The sequence below is a fragment of the Pseudomonas putida group bacterium ESBL64 genome (assembly GCF_045277175.1).
GTDB lineage: Bacteria > Pseudomonadota > Gammaproteobacteria > Pseudomonadales > Pseudomonadaceae > Aquipseudomonas > Aquipseudomonas alloputida.
Genome location: NZ_CP145799.1, coordinates 4534920 through 4550565 on the forward strand (window position 1 = coordinate 4534920; position 15646 = coordinate 4550565).

The following is a 15646-nucleotide window of genomic DNA, read 5'->3' on the forward strand; positions in this document are numbered from 1 at the left end:
CCCATATTGATCGGCTGTACGCAGTGCTTTTGTGGGAGCGGCCTTGTGTCGCGAAAGGACCGCGAAGCGGTCCCAAAAGTCTCAGCTTCAATCAGGCTGCTTGTCGACCCACTTAGGCGCGACCGGCGCCACAAAGCTGTCCATCCCGTCCAGCAGCTCGTCCGGCTGCTGCCCCAGCAGTAACATCGCCCGGTGTTGCGGGCGCACGAAGCCTTCTTCGACGATATGGTCGAGGAACCCGCCCAGCTTGTCGTAAAAACCGTTCACATCCAGTAGCCCGAGTGGCTTGGCGTGATAGCCCAGTTGCCCCCAGGTCCACACTTCGAACAGTTCCTCCAGCGTACCCAGCCCTCCCGGCAAGGCAATGAAGGCATCGCTCAGCTCGGCCATGCGGGCCTTGCGCGCATGCATGCCATCCACCACTTCCAGGCGGGTCAGGCCTTTGTGGCCGACTTCAGCGTCCAGCAGGCTCTGCGGAATGATCCCGACCACTTCGCCGCCGGCCGCCATGGCCGCGTCGGCCACCACGCCCATCAAGCCGACCGCGCCACCGCCATACACCAGTGTCAATCCACGGCGGGCAATGGCCTGGCCTAGCGCGACGGCTGCTTCACGGTAGGCAGGGTTGGCGCCCATGCTGGCGCCGCAGAACACACAAACGGAACGTACGGGCATTGCTCATCTCCTGTCACTCAGGCGCACAGGGTACGGCGCATGCCCGTCGCTTCCAAGGCCGGGTTCATTCTGGTCGGGAGAATTCGCAGATGGCTCCTGTGGCGCCGTGGGCGTAGGCAGCGAGCAGGCTATTGAGGAAGTTGGAGATGGGCATTTGGTATTGCTCCTAAATGAGAGGTTGTCCCATCGTCTAATAAAAGGGCATGATGTGCCCTTAGATTGGTTGTATACAATCCATTGAACAATTCTACTGGCTGACCGCTTGACACCCCCTTGACCCATATCAGCAAGGGGCTGAACGGTTTCAGGCAGTCTCGCAATTGATAAAACCCTGCCAAGGAGATTCATGATGTTTGCGAAAGCTGTAGCGGTATCCCTGCTGACCCTCGCCAGCGCTTCTGTCTTCGCCGCCGAGTGCTCGGTCACTGTCGACTCGACTGACCAGATGTCCTACACCAGCAAGGAATTCACTGTCGACAAGAGCTGCAAGGAATTCACCGTCAAACTGACCCACTCTGGCAACCTGCCGAAGAACGTCATGGGCCACAACCTGGTGATCAGCAAGACTGCCGACATGCAGGCCATTGCCACCGAAGGCATGAGCCAGGGTCTGGATAAGGACTACCTGAAGGCTGACAACGCCGCGATCATCGCCCACACCAAGATGATCGGCGCGCCTGAGAAAGAAACCGAAGTGAAGTTCGACACTTCCAAGCTGGAAGCCGGTGGTGACTACAGCTTCTTCTGCACCTTCCCGGGCCACATCTCGATGATGAAAGGCAAGGTCATCGTCAAGTAATCAAAGGCTGACGGCGAACCCTGTAGGAGCGGGTTCACCCGCGAATGCGTCGGTGGGTTCACCCTCGTATTCGCGGGTGAACCCGCTCCTGCAGGCCACTTATCAAGGAGCGAACGGCAGTTCGCGCTTGTGCTGGGTCTTGCGGTAGGTGGCGACGATGATGTCGAACGCTGCCTGGTCAACCGGCTGCCCATGCAGGAAGGCATCGATCTGCGCGTAGGTCACGCCATGTGACGCCTCGTCCGGCTTGCCCGGCTCCAGGTCTTCCAGGTCGGCCGTTGGCACCTTTTCCACCAGTGACTCCGGCGCACCGAAGCTGCGCGCAATCGCCCGCACCTGATTCTTCACCAGCCCACTCAACGGCGCCAGGTCGCAGGCACCATCACCAAACTTGGTAAAGAAGCCCATCACCGCCTCGGCGGCGTGGTCGGTTCCGATCACCAGACCTGCGCGGGCGCCAGCGATGGTGTACTGGGCGACCATTCGGGTACGTGCCTTGACGTTGCCAACCACGAAGTCCACCAACGTCGGCGAGCCATTCTTCAACGCCGCCACTTCAGCTGCCAATGCACGCACTGCCGGGGCGATATCCACCGTGTGAACTTCATCTGCCTTGATCACATCCAGGCATGCCTGGGCGTCATGCTCGTCATGCTGTACCTGGTACGGCAGGCGCACGGCAATGAAGGTGTAGGCCTTGTCGCCGGTCTCGGCGCGCAGCTCGTTGATGGCGCGCTGGGCGAGCAGGGCGGCAGTCAGTGAGTCGACGCCACCGCTGATGCCCAGCACCAAGGTCTTGAGTCGAGCATTGGCCAGACAGTCCTTGATGAACGCCACCCGTCGGGCGACTTCGGCCTCGAGCGCTGCCGCGTCGGCGAACGGCGGCTGTACCTTCAGCGCCTGGGCAATCTCTTGCTGAACCGCTTGCATGGGTTACTCCTTGCTGGGGACATTGAATACGTGACGCATGTAGGCGACGAAGTTCTCGTCGCGGCACTGGGTCTTGGCGGCTTCGTCAGAGATCTTGGCCACCGGCGCGCCGTTGCAGTCGGTCATTTTAAGCACGATGCTCATGGGTGCCACACCAGGGATGTCGCAGGTCAGGTTGGTGCCGATGCCAAAGCTGACGTTGATGCGGCCGCGCAGGGCGCGGAAAATTTCCAGCGAGCGGGTCAGGTTGAGGCCGTCGGAAAACACCAGGGTCTTGGTCATCGGGTCGATACCCAGTTTCTGGTAATGGGCAATGGCCTTTTCCGCCCAGGCTACCGGCTCGCCCGAATCATGGCGCAGGCCGTCGAACAGCTTGGCGAAGTACAGGTCGAAATCGCCGAGGAAGGCATCCATGGTGATGCAGTCGGTCAGGGCGATGCCGAGCAAGCCGCGGTACTCGCGTACCCAGCAGTCCAGCGCGGCGATCTGGCTGTCGATCAGCCGGGGGCCGAGCTGCTGGTGGGCCATGATCCACTCGTGGGCCATGGTGCCCAGCGGTTTGATATCCAGTTTCCATGCCAGGTCGACGTTGCTGGTGCCGACAAAACGGCCGGGGAAGTCGTCGCGCAGCACCCTTACCACTTCCTCCTGCACGCGGCTGGAAAAGCGCCGGCGGGTGCCGAAGTCGGCCACCTGCAGTTCGGCCAGCTCGTCGTCGCTGGCATGTGCACGCAGCCAGTCAAACTTGCGGTACAACTGATCCCGCGCCTCGGCCAGGCGCATGTGCGGGTGCAGATTGCGGTTGCGTACTTCGCTGATGATGGCCAGCAGCGGCACTTCGAACAGGATCACATGCAGCCACGGACCTTTCAGGCGCAGGAACAGCTGGTCGTTTTCGATGCCGACGTGCACGTAGCGCAGGTTGAAGCGGAACAGTCGCAGAAAGCGTAAAAAGTCGGGCTTGAGGAAGCTGATGCGTTCGAGGAAGGCCAGCTGGCCATCGTCCAGGGTGAGGTCGCCAAGCCGCTCGAGCTCATTGCGAATTTCGCCGAGGTAGGGGCGCAGATCCTCACCGTTGCGGCAGCGGAATTCCCATTCGACGTCGGCGTCCGGGTAGTTGTGCAGCACTCCCTGCATCATGGTGAGTTTGTAGAAGTCGGTGTCGAGCAAGTTGTGCACGATGCGCTCGGCGAATGCGCTTTCGCTCATCAAGGGGGCTCCGGAAGCGGCGATTGGCGGCCATTGTGCCAGCCTTTTACCCCTTGTGTGGCTGTTCCGGCCTCTTCATGGCAAGCCCGCCCCTACACGGTGCGGGGACTTGTTCCTATTTTAGGCGCGGGCGTGCCCGCGAAGAGGCCGAAACAGCCAAAACAGAGGTGTTTTTCCGTGCACCAGCTAGCCTTGAAACGGTGCCGCCTGTAGCAGTCGCGCACCAGCGGTGTGCAGTTCGGTGACGTCCGCTGTTACAGGGCGGTTGCACGTAAACACTTGCCAGGGTTGCAATGATGGCACTCGACGGTTGCTCCTTGTCTGTACGTGTGGTGGCGCCTGCCGCGTGGCAGACGGTTGCACGCTCAATAAAGAAAAGGCCGCCCGTCGCCTACAGGCACCCTGCACAGTGTGTTTTCCCGGAAGACAAAACCGATGGCACGGCCCTTGCTCTGAGCACAGGGCTGAGTAGTTGTAGTGCCAACCAAAAAAACTCTAGGAGCACCACCTCATGTCGCAGACGTTTTACAAGAAAGGTTTCCTGGCTCTGGCCGTAGCTACGGCGCTGGGTGTTTCTTCGTATGTTCAGGCCGACGTCAAGATCGGTGTAGCGGGCCCAATGACCGGTGCCAACGCAGCGTTTGGCGAGCAGTACATGAAAGGTGCGCAGGCAGCGGCCGACAAGATCAACGCCGCCGGTGGCGTGAATGGCGAGAAAATCGTCCTGGTCAAAGGCGATGACGCCTGTGAGCCTAAGCAAGCCGTGGCCGTGGCCAACCGACTGGTCGACCAGGACAAGGTGATCGGCGTAGTGGGCCACTTCTGTTCCTCCAACACGATCCCGGCGTCCGAGGTATATGACGAGGCGGGCGTGATCGCCATCACCCCAGGCTCCACCAACCCAGCGGTCACGGAGCGCGGCCTGAGCGCCATGTTCCGCATGTGCGGCCGTGACGACCAGCAGGGTATCGTCGCTGGCGACTACATCGTCGACGTGCTCAAGGGCAAGAAGGTCGCGGTGTTGCACGACAAGGACACCTACGGCCAAGGCCTGGCTGACGCGACCAAGGCTCAGCTGAAGAAACGCGGCGTGGAGCCTGTGCTGTACGAAGGCCTCACCCGGGGCGAGAAAGACTTCAGCGCTGTGGTCACCAAGATCCGCTCTACCGGTGCCGACGTGGTCTATTTCGGCGGCCTGCACCCGGAAGCCGGCCCGCTGGTACGCCAGCTGCGCGAGCAGGGCCTGAAGGACGTCAAGTTCATGTCCGATGATGGCATCGTCACCGACGAACTGGTGTCTACCGCCGGCGGCGCGCAATACGTTGACGGCGTGTACATGACTTTCGGTGCCGACCCGCGCCTGCTGCCAGACAGCAAGGCGGTGGTGGAGGAGTTCCGCAAGGCTGGCACCGAACCTGAGGGCTACACCCTGTACGCCTACGCTTCGCTGCAGGCTCTGGCTGCCGCGTTCAATGGCGCGAAGTCGAACAAGGGCGAAGACGCTGCCAAGTGGCTCAAGGCCAACCCGGTGCAGACCGTCATGGGTGAGAAGAAGTGGGACAGCAAGGGCGACCTGACCGTGTCCGACTACGTGGTCTACCAGTGGGACAAGACCGGTAAATACCACCAGCTGGAAAAACAAAAATAACAACGGCCCGCGGCCCGGGCGGTTGCTCGGGCCCAAGCCCCGCGGTACCTGTCTTTATTCGTAGATCTGCACAGTTCTGCGCTGCGAGGGCCCCGCACAGGTGGCCCCCGCCGTGGTCGGCGCTCGTGCAATCTCAATCAGGTGAGATTGCGTTATGGATGGTATTTTCCTGCAGCAACTGGTCAACGGCCTGACCCTCGGGTCGGTCTATGGCCTGATCGCCATCGGCTACACAATGGTCTATGGCATTATCGGCATGATCAACTTCGCGCACGGCGAGGTGTACATGATCTCCGCTTACCTCGCGGCGATCAGCCTGGCATTGCTGGCTTACTTCGGTGTCGAATCGTTCCCCCTGCTGATGCTGGGCACCTTGTTGTTCACCATCGTCGTCACCGGCGTTTATGGTTTCACCATCGAGCGCATCGCCTACAAACCGCTACGTAACTCCACCCGCCTGGCACCGCTGATCAGTGCCATCGGCATTTCGCTGATCCTGCAGAACTACGCACAGATCAGCCAGGGCGCCCGCCAGCAAGGCGTGCCAACCCTGCTGGAAGGTGCTATGCGTGTCGAAGTCGGGTCCGGCTTCGTGCAACTGACTTATACCAAGATCTTCATCCTGGTGGCGGCCTTTGTCGGCATGGGCCTGCTGACCTACGTGATCAAGTACACCAAGCTCGGCCGCATGTGCCGTGCTACCCAGCAAGACCGCAAGATGGCCTCGATCCTGGGTATCAACACCGACCGGGTAATCTCCTACGTGTTCGTCATCGGTGCAGTGATGGCCGCCCTGGCCGGCGTGCTCATCACCATGAACTACGGCACCTTCGACTTCTACGCCGGCTTCATCATCGGTATCAAGGCGTTCACTGCTGCTGTGCTCGGTGGCATCGGCTCGCTGCCTGGCGCGATGCTCGGCGGTATCATCCTGGGTATTTCCGAGTCGCTGTTCTCCGGCCTGATCAACTCCGACTACAAGGACGTGTTCAGCTTCTCGCTGCTGGTGATGATCCTTATCTTCCGCCCACAAGGCCTGCTGGGTCGCCCGCTCGTGGCTAAGGTGTGAACATGTCGATTGCCAAAATTGCCTCTGCCTCTGAAACCAAAGGTTTCGATATCAAGCGCAGCCTGCTCGAGACCATCGTTGCCGGCTTGCTGGCGCTGATTGTCTTCGGCCCGATCGTCGGCGTGGTGCTCGACGGTTATACCTTCAACGCCGAACCTCGTCGGGTTGCCTGGCTGGTCGGCGGGGTGATGCTCGGGCGTTTCCTGCTCAGCCTGTACGTGCAGACCGCTGCCGGGCGGCGCATGCTCGAGGGCTTCGACAGTGGCGGCTCGGGCGTGCATGTGCGCGCGCCGAACTATGTGTCGCGGCTACGCTACATCATCCCGGCGCTGGTGGTGATTGCCATCGTCTTCCCGATTTTCGCCAATAAGTACCTGCTGACTGTGGTCATTCTTGGCCTGATCTACGTACTGCTGGGCCTGGGCCTGAACATCGTGGTGGGCCTGGCCGGCCTGCTCGACCTGGGTTATGTAGCGTTCTACGCCATCGGTGCCTACGGCCTGGCGCTGGGGTACCAATACCTTGGCCTGGGCTTCTGGAGCGTGCTGCCGCTGGCGGCCATCGCGGCGGCGTTGGCGGGGTGCATCCTGGGCTTCCCGGTGCTCCGGATGCACGGTGACTACCTGGCGATCGTGACCCTGGGCTTTGGCGAAATCATTCGCCTGGTGCTGAACAACTGGCTGTCGTTCACCGGTGGCCCCAACGGCATGCCGGCGCCATCGCCAACCTTCTTCGGCCTGGAGTTCGGCCGCCGCGCCAAGGACGGTGGGGTGCCGATCCATGAGTTCTTCGGCTTCGAATACAACGCCAACCTCAAGTTCGTGTTCATCTATGCGGTGCTGTTCATGGTCGTGCTGGCGGTGCTGTACATCAAGCACCGCCTGACCCGCATGCCGGTCGGCCGGGCCTGGGAAGCGCTGCGCGAAGACGAGATCGCTTGCCGTTCGATGGGCCTGAACCACGTATTGGTCAAGCTCTCGGCGTTTACCCTTGGCGCCTCTACCGCCGGCCTGGCCGGGGTGTTCTTTGCCACCTACCAGGGTTTCGTCAACCCGTCTTCATTCACCTTCTTCGAGTCGGCGTTGATCCTCGCCATTGTCGTACTGGGGGGTATGGGCTCGACCGTGGGCGTGGTCATTGCGGCGTTCGTGCTGACCGTGGCGCCAGAGCTGCTACGCAGCTTCTCCGAATACCGGGTGCTGCTGTTCGGCGTGCTGATGGTGCTGATGATGATCTGGCGACCGCGTGGGCTGATCCGCATCAGCCGTACCGGTGTGACCCCGCGTAAAGGAGTGGCGCCATGAGCGACGATATCATTCTCTCGGTCGACAACCTGATGATGCAGTTCGGTGGCATCAAGGCGCTCAGCGATGTCAGCCTGAAGGTCCGGCGCAACCAGATCTTCGCCCTGATCGGCCCCAATGGCGCCGGCAAGACTACGGTGTTCAACTGCCTGACCGGCTTTTACAAGGCCAGTGGCGGGCGCATCGAGCTGAACGTGCGCGGCAGCCATACCAACGTGATCCAGCTGCTCGGTGAGCGCTTCCAGCCGGCCGACTTCGTTTCGCCTGCGCGCTTTGCCAACCGCATGTACTACAAGATGTTCGGCGGTACCCATTTGGTCAACCGCGCCGGCCTGGCACGCACCTTCCAGAACATCCGGCTGTTCAAGGAAATGTCGGTGGTGGAGAACCTGCTGGTGGCGCAGCACATGTGGGTCAACCGAAACCTGCTGGCAGGTGTGTTCAACACCAAGGCCTATCGCAAGGCGGAGAGCGATGCGCTGGACCACGCCTTCTACTGGCTGGAAGTGGTCGACCTGGTCGATTGTGCCAACCGCTTGGCCGGCGAACTGTCGTACGGCCAGCAGCGCCGCCTGGAAATTGCCCGGGCCATGTGCACGCGGCCGAAGATCATCTGCCTGGACGAACCGGCGGCGGGCCTGAACCCGCAGGAAACCGAAGCACTCAGCCGCATGATCCGTGTGCTGCGTGACGAGCACGACATCACTGTGGTGCTGATCGAGCACGACATGGGCATGGTCATGAGCATCTCCGACCATATCGTGGTGCTGGACCACGGCAATGTGATTGCCGAAGGTGCGCCGCAGGACATCCGCCACAACCCGACGGTGATTGCCGCCTACCTGGGTGCAGACGAAGAGGAACTGGTATGAGTGCACCCATTCTCGAGCTGAAAGACCTGGACGTGTTCTATGGGCCGATCCAGGCACTGAAGAAAGTTTCGATGCACATCAACGAGGGCGAGACGGTAAGCCTGATCGGCGCCAACGGTGCCGGCAAGTCGACCCTGCTGATGTCGATTTTCGGCCAGCCGCGGGCGGCATCCGGGCATATCGTGTACCGCGGCACCGACATTACCCGCAAATCCTCGCACTACATCGCCTCCAACGGCATTGCCCAGTCGCCGGAGGGGCGCCGGGTGTTTCCCGACATGACCGTCGAGGAAAACCTGATGATGGGTACCATCCCCATCGGCGACAAGCATGCCGACGAAGACATGCAGCGTATGTACGAGCTGTTCCCGCGGTTGAAGGAGCGGCGTAACCAGCGGGCCATGACCATGTCGGGTGGCGAGCAGCAAATGCTGGCGATTGCCCGGGCGCTGATGAGCCGGCCGAAGTTGCTGTTGCTGGACGAGCCCTCGCTGGGGCTGGCGCCGATCGTGGTCAAGCAGATTTTCTCGACCCTGCGAGAACTGGCCAAGACCGGGATGACCATCTTCCTCGTGGAACAGAACGCCAACCATGCGCTGAAACTGTCGGACCGGGCCTATGTGATGGTCAACGGGCAGATTCGCATGACCGGGACCGGGCAGGAACTGTTGGTCAATGAGGAAGTGCGTAACGCTTATCTGGGCGGGCACTGAGTTGTATGCAGGGGCTGCAATGCAGCCCCCTTCTCAATGTGGAAAACTTGTCGTTCCCTTCTCCCGAACACACCCATATTCCTTCGCAAGCCATTGTTTCCACAGGCCAACTCTTTTCCACGGATAGTGTGGAGCCGCCTGTGGAAAACATGGTGGCATATCGCTCAAGCCCTTGAGTATCAAGCCCTGTAGCGATTTGATCATTTTTTGTTCATATCCCCGTTGTGGATGATTTCCCCAAGCTTTCAAGATCTCTGCATGCACTTGAAGTGTTGCGATAATCCTGTGGATAACTCTGTGTAAAAACCTTGGACAGACCGCTGCAGGCGGCATGTTTGAAAGCCTTGCGCCATCACCGCCAAGATATCCACCGACCACAACCCGCTGAAAGGGTTCCGTGCGGTGGACAAGTTGCCCCCAATCCGTGGGGAAAGCCTTGTGGATAACATGCGTATACCTGGCGGCGAGCCCTCTGCCGCAAGGGTTTGCAGAATATGAACAAAAAATGAACAGCCCCTGAACGACTTGCTGCCAAGGCCAGGCGCGGGCATGCTGCAAAGCTGCCATGACAACCTACCGTGAGGAACACAGCATGACGTCCACCGTATTCATCACTGGCGCGACTTCCGGTTTTGGCGAGGCCACTGCCCGCCGCTTCGCAGAAGCCGGCTGGAAGCTGGTACTCACTGGGCGCCGCAAAGAGCGCCTGGACGCCCTGTGCGCTGAACTGTCGGCCAAGACCGAAGTGCATGGCCTGGTGCTGGACGTGCGTGACCGCAAAGCCATGGAGCAGGCTATTGCCAATCTGCCGGCCGGCTTTGAAAAAATTCGCGGTCTGGTCAACAACGCCGGCTTGGCGCTGGGTGTGGATGCTGCGCAGAACTGCAGCCTGGACGACTGGGAAACCATGGTCGACACCAACATCAAGGGCCTGATGTACACCACTCGCCTGCTGCTGCCACGGCTCATCGCCCATGGCCGCGGCGCGTCGATCCTGAACGTCGGGTCGGTGGCGGGCAACTACCCGTACCCGGGCAGCAACGTGTATGGCGGCACCAAGGCCTTCGTCGGCCAGTTCTCGCTGAGCCTGCGTTGCGACCTGCGCGGTACCGGCGTGCGTGTGAGCAACATCGAGCCGGGTCTGTGCGAGAGCGAGTTCTCGCTGGTGCGCTTCGGGGGTGACCAGGCCAAGTACGATGCTACCTACGCGGGTGCGGAGCCGATCCAGCCACAGGATATTGCCGAGACCATCTTCTGGATCCTCAACCAGCCGGCGCACATCAATATCAACAGCCTGGAACTGATGCCGGTGAGCCAGGACTGGGCAGGGTTCTCGATCGACCGATCAAAAGGCTAAGCAAGAGGCGCGAACCGGAAAGATCCGGTTCGCGAAGCAACGCATCGCTCAGTTGATATAGTAAAAGCTGGTTCTTTCTTTAGGAATGATGCCTAACGCTTGAAGGACATCGTTGATGGCGTCATGCCGGCCCATGTCCTCGGCCGTTGCTTTGCAATTGATGACACGGCGCAGGCTTAGCAGGTAGCTGAGTTTGCCATGGGAGTGCTCGTCATAGCGGTGGCCGTGATCGATTATCTTCTGTGCCGCTCGGTTGATCTGCTCTTCGACAAATGCCTTGAAGGCTTCTGCTTCCATGTTGGTTACTCCTGAATGTTCGAGAAAGGAGCACCAACATAGGCGTGGGGAGATGCTTCCGGCAGAGGGAAACGCTCACCCCTGACAGGTTCGTTGTATGGACAGTCAGGAGTTCGCCTGATTCAGCCCTTCCAGGCAGGTAGCCAAGTGATAAGGCGTGGTCGATGGCATGTCATCTCTGCTCACCGCGCCGTCACCCCCTCGGCACTCATACCAGCCGGCGTCACGCAGGAACCGCGCTGAAAGGGCGCCCAACTGCCCCGCGAGCTTTGCTTCACTGCCTTCACGCAATGTAAGCGCCCGCAGGTACTCGGCCTGCGCCCAGATACGCTGGGAGGCATCAAGCACCCGGCCATCCACGTTCAGCATTGCCAGCACTGCCGTATTTTTCACCCCGAATTGCTCGGCAAAACCGAAGGCACGGTCTATCGACGCATGCAGCGGCGTGTCACGCAGCAGCGGGGAGGTATGCAGCAGATAGAACCACTCGAACTGGTGGCCCGGCTCGAACCAGTTATCCACAGCCCCGCGTGGCTTTTCCAGCATCAGGCCATGGGCCGGTTCAATGAAATGTGCCTCGAGCGCCTGACACAATTGCAGCAGTGACTGGCGGACATGTTCGTCGCCACGCACAGCCATTACTTGCAGGAACGCTTCGGCCAGGTGCATCTGCGGGTTCTGCAGCGGGCCACTGCCGAGGTCGGCCCAGTCTTCGCCCAGGCAGGCTTCGTACAGGCCATCGTCACGGGCGAACTGCTGGTCGATGATGTCCAGCGCGGCATTCAACGTGGACTCCACCAGGCTTTCGCGCACTTTGCCCCAGTAGTGCGCGCAGGCGAACACGATGAAGGCGTGGGTATACAGGTCCTTGCGCCGGTCCAGCGGCTTGCCTTGGGCGTCGATGCTGTAGAACCAGCCACCGTGCTCGGCATCGTGGAAGTGCTTTTGCAGCGAGCGAAACAGGGCTGCGGCACGCTCCGCAGCGCCCGGTTGCCCGATACGGCTGCTGAACACATACAGCTGGCGTGCACAGGCCATGGCCCGGTAGCGCTGCACCGGCAACGGATGGTGCTGGGCGTCCAGCGCTTCGTAGGGCAGAGCCATGTCGGCGTTCCAGCCCGGGCCTTGCCACAGCGGCACGATGCGTTCGGCGAAGTGCTGGTTGAAGCGGGCCAGTTCGGGCAGGGTGGGGCGGGGGTCGGACATTTCGGCGCTCGTCGCTGTCGGGCAGGGCGCCATGGTAGCAGAAGTGGGGTTTTCAGTAGCCTGGGTTGCCGAGCCCCTGCCAATGCCGCGCCCCGACAAAGATGAAGCGCAACTGCTGGGTGATCTTTTCCTGGGGCGTCAGGGCCTGTGGATAACCCGCTTCCGGGTTGTCGATAAGCTCGGGCAGGGTGGCGAACACGGTTTTCACCACCAGGTCGGCCATCACCGCAAGTGCGGCGCTGTCCAAGTGTTGCCAGCGCTTCATCCGAGCAAGGTCGGTGGCAAGGTCGTCGCTGATATCCTGGCGCAGGCGGGCAATGGCCTGGCGCACGGCCTGCGCACCGCCGTATTGCTCGCGGGCCAGGAACAGGAACTGCGCGCGGTGGGCGGCGACCACGTCGAGGAAGATGCGCACCGAGGCGTCGGTGATGCCGCCCAGTTCGAATTCGTTCTGGCGCACCAGGCGGATGGTCTGGCGGAAGGTGGTGTCGATTTCGGCGACAAGGGCCAGGCCCAGAGCGTCCATGTCGGAGAAATGCCGATAGAAGCCGGTCGGCACGATGCCAGCTGTCTTCGCCACTTCGCGCAGGCTGATACTGCCGAAACCACGGCCACTCTCCATGAGCAGGCAGGCGGCATCGAGCAGGGCCTGGCGGGTCTGTAGCTTCTGTTCGGCGCGCGGCAGCATGATGCGGGCTTCTGTAACGGTCAGGCTGGGCACTCTAGATAAAAAAACAAAGCCCGGTCAATGGACCGGGCCTGGAGGGGAGCAAGTGTTGTGACAGAAGTTGTTCTTTTCGGCCATGGCGATCAGCTCACACGGCTGAGTTCAACCAGGCGATCCGAGCCACCTTCGGCAACGCGGCCAGAACGTTCGATCAGGCGATCAGCGCCACCTTCGGCAACACGGCCGGAACGTTCGATCAGGCGATCAGCGCCACCTTCGGCAACACGGCCAGAACGTTCGATCAGGCGATCGGAGCCGCCTTCAGCGACGGTTTTCAGCGGCTGGGCGATTTCGGCAGCGCTGGAGCGCGCTTCGGACGTCAGGTGTTGCTCGGACGCCGGCAGGGCGAAAGCGTTGGCGGCCAGAAGGGACAGGGTCAGGGTCAGCAGATGGCGTTTCATGATTTCGGTGCTCCTCTCGGGGGCTGGAAAGTGGGTACGAAGCCAATGCTACGCCGCGTAACGCCAGAGAGAAGTTCATACGGGTAATGGTAACAATCGACCATATTGATAGAGGTTTTCAGGGCGTCTATTCCGGCCATTGCAGCCATGCAGGCAATCCCCTTGCCCGGTTGGCGGTGGGTAACATGTGCAGTCTGGTAAGACAAATTTCTGAGCAAGAGGCCAGGAAAAACTTCGCTATCATGGCGCCACCGATAAAACCTCACGGGTTTTCATCAGTCGGAGTTATTGAGGCTATCGCTGCGCCTGTTTTCTGTCATGCCGCAAGGAGAAATACGCAATGACGCGTCCCGCCAGAATCCTCGTCTGGACCCTCGCCAGCCTGCTTACCGTGCTGGCGATCCTGGTGGTAGTGATTGCCACCTTCGACTGGAACCGCGTCAAGCCACTGCTCAACGAGAAGGTCTCCGAAGCCTTGCATCGGCCCTTCGCGATCAACGGCAACCTCGCCGTGCACTGGCGTACCGAGCCCGAAGAGGGCGGTTGGCGTGCCTGGGTGCCTTGGCCGCACTTTATTGCCGAAGACCTGACGCTGGGCAACCCCGAGTGGCTCAAGGAGCCGAAGATGGTCGGCCTTGAGCGCGTGGAGTTTCGCCTGGCGCCGCTACCGCTGGTGTTCCAGCAGATCAGCATACCCCGCATCAACCTCACCAAGCCCACTGCCAGCCTCACTCGCCTGGCCGATGGCCGCGCCAACTGGGTCTTCGACTTCGGCCCCAAGGATGAAAACGCTGAACCTTCCAAATGGCAGCTGGACATCGGCGCCATCGGCTTTGACCAAGGCAACGTCAGCTTCGACGACCAGACCCTCAAAACCAGCATGAAGGTGCAGATTGACCCGCTTGGCAAGCCAATCCCGTTCAGTGAGATTGTCGGCAAGGCCAGCGCCGAGAAGGCCGGTGGTGCGCAGGACTATGCCTTCGGCCTCAAGGCCCAGGGCCGCTACAAAGGCCAGCCAGTGTCCGGCACCGGCAAGATCGGCGGCCTGCTGGCCCTGCAGGACGCCAGCCAGCCGTTCCCGCTGCAGGCCGACGTGCGCATCGCCGACACCCATGTGGTGCTCGCCGGCACCCTCACCGACCCGCGCAACCTTGGTGCCCTCGACCTGCGCCTGCGTTTGTCGGGTGCCAGCCTGGGCAACCTCTACCCATTGACCGGCGTCACCTTGCCTGACACCCCGGCCTATTCCACCGACGGCCGCCTAAGCGCCAACCTGCAGGCGGCGCAAGGGGCGTCGTTCAATTACCAGGGCTTCAACGGCAAGATCGGCGACAGCGATATCCATGGGGACCTGGCCTTCGTTGCCAGCCAGCCACGGCCCAGACTGTCCGGCAACCTGGTATCGAACCAGTTGCTGTTCAAGGACCTGGCGCCGCTGATCGGTGCCGACTCCAATGCCGAACAGAAGGCCCGCGGCGGTGCCAGCAAGCAGCCTGCAGGCAAGGTGCTGCCAGTGGAGGCGTTTCGCACCGAGCGTTGGCGGGCAATGGACGCTGATGTCACCTTTGCTGGCAAGCGCATCGTGCACAGCGCGCAACTGCCGTTCACTGACCTGTCGGCCCATGTGGTGCTCGAAGACGGCCTGTTACGCCTGGAGCCCCTGCGCTTTGGCGTGGCCGGCGGCAGCCTGGCCTCCAACATCCGCCTGGACGGGCGCAGCGTGCCCTTGCAGGGGCGCGCGAAGTTGACTGCGCGTGGCTTCAAGCTCAAGCAACTGTTCCCTACCTTCGCGCCAATGCAGACCAGCTTTGGTGAGCTCAATGGCGACGCCGACATCAGCGGCCGTGGCAACTCGGTAGCCGCCTTGCTGGGTACAGCCAATGGCGACTTGCGCATGCTGATCAACGATGGCGCCATCAGCCGCAGCCTGATGGAAATTGCCGGCTTGAACGTGGGCAACTATGTGGTCGGCAAGCTGTTTGGTGATGAGGACGTGAAGATCAACTGTGCGGCGGCCGATGTGGGCATCAAGGATGGCCTGGCGACTACGCGGCTGTTCATCTTCGATACCGAGAACGCGATCATCTACATCGACGGCACGGCGAATTTCGCTTCCGAGCAACTGGATTTGAACATCACCCCGGAATCGAAAGGGCTGCGGTTGTTCTCGCTGCGTTCACCCCTGTATGTGCGCGGACCGTTTGCCAAACCGAACGCCGGTGTGCAGGCATTGCCGCTGGCGTTGCGTGGCGCAGGCATGGTTGCGCTGGGTGTGGTGGCTGGGCCGGCGGCGGGGTTGCTGGCGCTGATTGCGCCCAGCAGCGGGGATGACCCGAACCAGTGCACACCGTTGTTGCAGCAGATGAAGGCAGGCAAGGCGCCGGCAGCGGTGAAAGCGCGGAAATAGCAAGGGGCCGCAAAGCGGCCCCATGAGGGTGT

16 protein-coding genes are annotated in these 15646 nt (G+C 61.2%); 8 read left to right on the plus strand and 8 right to left on the minus strand.

Annotation, left to right across the window (positions count from 1 at the left end; all coding sequences use genetic code 11):
* Nucleotides 1-87: 87 nt before the first annotated feature.
* Nucleotides 88-675: a TIGR00730 family Rossman fold protein gene (locus tag V6093_RS20570; RefSeq protein WP_003249578.1), complete on the minus strand. Its 588-nt coding sequence runs from the start codon at nucleotides 673-675 to the stop codon at nucleotides 88-90.
* 349 nt (nucleotides 676-1024) lie between these two features.
* Here V6093_RS20570 and azu point away from each other — a divergent pair, with 349 nt between their 5' ends.
* The gene (gene azu / locus V6093_RS20575) at nucleotides 1025-1474 is read left to right on the plus strand and encodes an azurin (protein WP_003249580.1); all 450 of its coding nucleotides are present in this window, start codon (nucleotides 1025-1027) and stop codon (nucleotides 1472-1474) included.
* A gap of 102 nt (nucleotides 1475-1576) precedes the next feature.
* Here azu and nadE read toward each other — a convergent pair whose 3' ends face one another.
* Together nadE and pncB are read right to left on the minus strand one after the other, a co-directional pair.
* Nucleotides 1577-2404 carry an ammonia-dependent NAD(+) synthetase gene (gene nadE, locus V6093_RS20580; protein ID WP_003249583.1) on the minus strand — a complete coding sequence of 276 codons (828 nt, stop codon included), beginning with the start codon at nucleotides 2402-2404 and terminating at the stop codon, nucleotides 1577-1579.
* 3 nt (nucleotides 2405-2407) lie between these two features.
* Nucleotides 2408-3613, minus strand: a complete 1206-nt coding sequence (gene pncB / locus V6093_RS20585) for a nicotinate phosphoribosyltransferase (protein ID WP_047604668.1) — start codon at nucleotides 3611-3613, stop codon at nucleotides 2408-2410.
* A gap of 511 nt (nucleotides 3614-4124) precedes the next feature.
* On the opposite strand from pncB, the gene V6093_RS20590 reads away from it, so the two are divergent.
* The 5 genes from V6093_RS20590 (at nucleotide 4125) to V6093_RS20610 (ending at nucleotide 9219) form a co-directional block, all read left to right on the plus strand.
* Nucleotides 4125-5261: a branched-chain amino acid ABC transporter substrate-binding protein gene (locus V6093_RS20590; RefSeq protein ID WP_014860425.1), complete on the plus strand. Its 1137-nt coding sequence runs from the start codon at nucleotides 4125-4127 to the stop codon at nucleotides 5259-5261.
* Between the two features lie 154 nt (nucleotides 5262-5415).
* Complete coding sequence (locus V6093_RS20595) at nucleotides 5416-6330, plus strand: ABC transporter permease subunit (protein ID WP_003249590.1); 915 nt, start codon at nucleotides 5416-5418, stop codon at nucleotides 6328-6330.
* A gap of 2 nt (nucleotides 6331-6332) precedes the next feature.
* Nucleotides 6333-7634: a high-affinity branched-chain amino acid ABC transporter permease LivM gene (livM, locus tag V6093_RS20600; protein ID WP_003249592.1), complete on the plus strand. Its 1302-nt coding sequence runs from the start codon at nucleotides 6333-6335 to the stop codon at nucleotides 7632-7634.
* On the plus strand, nucleotides 7631-8506 hold the full coding sequence (locus tag V6093_RS20605; RefSeq protein WP_003249594.1) for an ATP-binding cassette domain-containing protein: 876 nt from the start codon (nucleotides 7631-7633) through the stop codon (nucleotides 8504-8506). Before livM ends, V6093_RS20605 begins: the two co-directional genes overlap by 4 nt.
* The gene (locus tag V6093_RS20610; protein WP_004576969.1) at nucleotides 8503-9219 is read left to right on the plus strand and encodes an ABC transporter ATP-binding protein; all 717 of its coding nucleotides are present in this window, start codon (nucleotides 8503-8505) and stop codon (nucleotides 9217-9219) included. Before V6093_RS20605 ends, V6093_RS20610 begins: the two co-directional genes overlap by 4 nt.
* Before the next feature lie 33 nt (nucleotides 9220-9252).
* On the opposite strand, the gene V6093_RS20615 is transcribed toward V6093_RS20610, so the two are convergent.
* Entirely contained in the window at nucleotides 9253-9786 is a 534-nt protein-coding gene (locus V6093_RS20615; RefSeq protein WP_274082889.1) for a hypothetical protein, read from the minus strand.
* A 25-nt stretch (nucleotides 9787-9811) separates the two neighbouring features.
* Here V6093_RS20615 and V6093_RS20620 point away from each other — a divergent pair, with 25 nt between their 5' ends.
* Nucleotides 9812-10576, plus strand: a complete 765-nt coding sequence (locus tag V6093_RS20620) for an SDR family oxidoreductase (RefSeq protein ID WP_003249597.1) — start codon at nucleotides 9812-9814, stop codon at nucleotides 10574-10576.
* 48 nt (nucleotides 10577-10624) lie between these two features.
* Here V6093_RS20620 and V6093_RS20625 read toward each other — a convergent pair whose 3' ends face one another.
* From V6093_RS20625 to V6093_RS20640, 4 genes are all read right to left on the minus strand, one after another.
* Nucleotides 10625-10873, minus strand: coding sequence for a hypothetical protein (locus tag V6093_RS20625; protein WP_012053847.1), 249 nt, complete (start codon nucleotides 10871-10873; stop codon nucleotides 10625-10627).
* A 105-nt stretch (nucleotides 10874-10978) separates the two neighbouring features.
* Entirely contained in the window at nucleotides 10979-12079 is a 1101-nt protein-coding gene (locus tag V6093_RS20630; RefSeq protein WP_144000465.1) for an AGE family epimerase/isomerase, read from the minus strand.
* A gap of 52 nt (nucleotides 12080-12131) precedes the next feature.
* Nucleotides 12132-12767 carry a TetR family transcriptional regulator gene (locus V6093_RS20635; protein WP_003249603.1) on the minus strand — a complete coding sequence of 212 codons (636 nt, stop codon included), beginning with the start codon at nucleotides 12765-12767 and terminating at the stop codon, nucleotides 12132-12134.
* A gap of 122 nt (nucleotides 12768-12889) precedes the next feature.
* Nucleotides 12890-13207 carry a hypothetical protein gene (locus V6093_RS20640; RefSeq protein WP_406669598.1) on the minus strand — a complete coding sequence of 106 codons (318 nt, stop codon included), beginning with the start codon at nucleotides 13205-13207 and terminating at the stop codon, nucleotides 12890-12892.
* 340 nt (nucleotides 13208-13547) lie between these two features.
* On the opposite strand from V6093_RS20640, the gene V6093_RS20645 reads away from it, so the two are divergent.
* Nucleotides 13548-15614 (plus strand): AsmA family protein, encoded by a 2067-nt coding sequence (locus tag V6093_RS20645; protein ID WP_060545173.1) that lies wholly within the window; start codon nucleotides 13548-13550, stop codon nucleotides 15612-15614.
* Nucleotides 15615-15646: the final 32 nt, after the last annotated feature.

Excerpts from the sequence above, each read along its gene's own strand:
- V6093_RS20645 (WP_060545173.1), top strand. The coding sequence starts at position 13,548 with ATGACGCGTCCCGCCAGAATCCTCGTCTGGACCCTCGCCAGCCTGCTT.
- pncB (WP_047604668.1), bottom strand. The coding sequence starts at position 3,613 with ATGAGCGAAAGCGCATTCGCCGAGCGCATCGTGCACAACTTGCTCGAC.
- V6093_RS20605 (WP_003249594.1), top strand. The coding sequence starts at position 7,631 with ATGAGCGACGATATCATTCTCTCGGTCGACAACCTGATGATGCAGTTC.
- V6093_RS20570 (WP_003249578.1), bottom strand. The coding sequence starts at position 675 with ATGCCCGTACGTTCCGTTTGTGTGTTCTGCGGCGCCAGCATGGGCGCC.
- V6093_RS20610 (WP_004576969.1), top strand. The coding sequence starts at position 8,503 with ATGAGTGCACCCATTCTCGAGCTGAAAGACCTGGACGTGTTCTATGGG.
- livM (WP_003249592.1), top strand. The coding sequence starts at position 6,333 with ATGTCGATTGCCAAAATTGCCTCTGCCTCTGAAACCAAAGGTTTCGAT.
- V6093_RS20620 (WP_003249597.1), top strand. The coding sequence starts at position 9,812 with ATGACGTCCACCGTATTCATCACTGGCGCGACTTCCGGTTTTGGCGAG.
- V6093_RS20625 (WP_012053847.1), bottom strand. The coding sequence starts at position 10,873 with ATGGAAGCAGAAGCCTTCAAGGCATTTGTCGAAGAGCAGATCAACCGA.
- V6093_RS20635 (WP_003249603.1), bottom strand. The coding sequence starts at position 12,767 with ATGCTGCCGCGCGCCGAACAGAAGCTACAGACCCGCCAGGCCCTGCTC.
- V6093_RS20590 (WP_014860425.1), top strand. The coding sequence starts at position 4,125 with ATGTCGCAGACGTTTTACAAGAAAGGTTTCCTGGCTCTGGCCGTAGCT.
- V6093_RS20640 (WP_406669598.1), bottom strand. The coding sequence starts at position 13,207 with ATGAAACGCCATCTGCTGACCCTGACCCTGTCCCTTCTGGCCGCCAAC.
- V6093_RS20630 (WP_144000465.1), bottom strand. The coding sequence starts at position 12,079 with ATGTCCGACCCCCGCCCCACCCTGCCCGAACTGGCCCGCTTCAACCAG.
- V6093_RS20595 (WP_003249590.1), top strand. The coding sequence starts at position 5,416 with ATGGATGGTATTTTCCTGCAGCAACTGGTCAACGGCCTGACCCTCGGG.
- azu (WP_003249580.1), top strand. The coding sequence starts at position 1,025 with ATGTTTGCGAAAGCTGTAGCGGTATCCCTGCTGACCCTCGCCAGCGCT.
- nadE (WP_003249583.1), bottom strand. The coding sequence starts at position 2,404 with ATGCAAGCGGTTCAGCAAGAGATTGCCCAGGCGCTGAAGGTACAGCCG.
- V6093_RS20615 (WP_274082889.1), bottom strand. The coding sequence starts at position 9,786 with ATGGCAGCTTTGCAGCATGCCCGCGCCTGGCCTTGGCAGCAAGTCGTT.